This window comes from Paraburkholderia sp. EB58 (assembly GCF_050436665.1).
Taxonomy (GTDB): domain Bacteria; phylum Pseudomonadota; class Gammaproteobacteria; order Burkholderiales; family Burkholderiaceae; genus Paraburkholderia.
The window spans coordinates 1-1,507 of sequence record NZ_JBNDMQ010000102.1 but is presented as its reverse complement, the minus strand read 5'-3'; the positions used below and the strand labels follow the sequence as shown (position 1 = coordinate 1,507).

1 protein-coding gene is annotated in these 1,507 nt (G+C 64.3%); it reads left to right on the top strand.

What is annotated here, in order from left to right; all coding sequences use genetic code 11:
• Positions 1 to 145: 145 nt before the first annotated feature.
• On the top strand, positions 146 to 1,471 hold the full coding sequence (locus P3T40_RS44895) for an IS110 family transposase (RefSeq protein ID WP_429274089.1): 1,326 nt from the start codon (positions 146 to 148) through the stop codon (positions 1,469 to 1,471).
• Positions 1,472 to 1,507 lie beyond the last annotated feature (36 nt).

The window sequence follows — 1,507 nt, the reverse complement described above, 5'->3', positions numbered from 1 at the left end:
GCTGCGCGGGAGCCCGGTGTGGAGCGTGGTCCGGGAATCGTCGGCGACAGTGGTGAGCGGCGCAAGCCGCATCCCGTTCAGGAGATCGAGTCAATTTCGACGCTTCCCATGACGCTGCCGTTCACCGACGATTCTGGAGCAGACCATGCCGATGCGCAAGCGAGAGGACGACGAGGTATTCCCGAACGCAGCAGGGATCGATGTGGGCGGATCGAGCCATTGGGTGGCCGTGCCGCGACACGCCGATGACGAGCCGGTGCGGGAATTCGGGGCGATGACCGATGACCTGAACGCGATGGCCGACTGGCTGCTCGCGTGCAGGGTGGATACGGTGGCGCTCGAATCGACCGGTGTGTACTGGATCCCGGTCTACGAGGTGCTGGAGCAGCGTGGGCTGACGGTCTGGCTGGTCGACGCACGGCAGATGAAGTACGTGCCGGGACGCAAGAGCGACGTGCAGGATTGCCAGTGGCTGCAGAAGCTGATGAGCCTGGGGCTGCTGCGGGCGGCGTGGCGTCCGGGTGATGAGGTGTGCGTGGTGCGGGCGGTGGTACGCCAGCGTGCGGTACTGCTCACCGAGCAGTCGAGCTGGGTGCTGCGTATGCACAAGGCTCTGGTGCAGATGAACATCCAGCTTGCCGAGGTCCTGAGCGACATCATGGGCGCAAGTGGGCAGGCGATCATCCGGGCGATCGCACGAGGCGAGCGCGACCCACAGGTGCTCGCCGCCTTGCGCAACGCACGGGTCAGGCGCAGCGAAGAGGACATCATGCGGGCCCTGCAGGGCAACTGGCGTGAAGAGCATCTGTTTGTGCTGGTCCAGTCGCTGGCGATGTATGACAGTCTGGCGCAGCGGGTACTGGAATGCGACGCGAAGATCGAAGCATTGCTGGTCCCGCTGAAGCGGCATGAAATCGAACTGACGGGTGCCACCAAACGTGGCAGCCCGAACCCGTTGGGATTCAATGCCCGCCTGGCCCTGGCCAGCTGGGCCGGAGTGGACCTGACGCGCATCAACGGCATCTCCGAGGGGGCCGCCCTCACGATCCTGTCGGAGGTGGGGCCGGACCTGAGCCGATTTGCCAGCGTGAAGCATTTCTGCTCCTGGCTCAGCCTGTGTCCGGGCACGAAGATCAGTGGTGGCAAGCTGCTCAACGCACGAACGCGGCGCTCGGCCAACCGGGTACGCCAGGCCCTCAAGATGGCGGCCATGAGTCTGGCGCGTAACGATTCGGCACTGGGCGCGTTTTACCGTCGCCTGTGTACCCGCATGGACAAGCCACGGGCCAATACAGCGGTGGCACACAAGCTCGCGCGCATGGTGTACTTCATGCTCAAGCGTGGCGAAGCCTTTGTTGACCAGGGTCAGCAGCGCTATGAGGAGCAGCAGCGTCAGCGCAGCATTGCGGCACTGACCCGCCGTGCCTCAGCACTGGGCTTTCGCCTCGAACCCGCAACAACCCCGGCATGACAATACGCAACTGGATTTGTTTCTCAGGAGGGATGG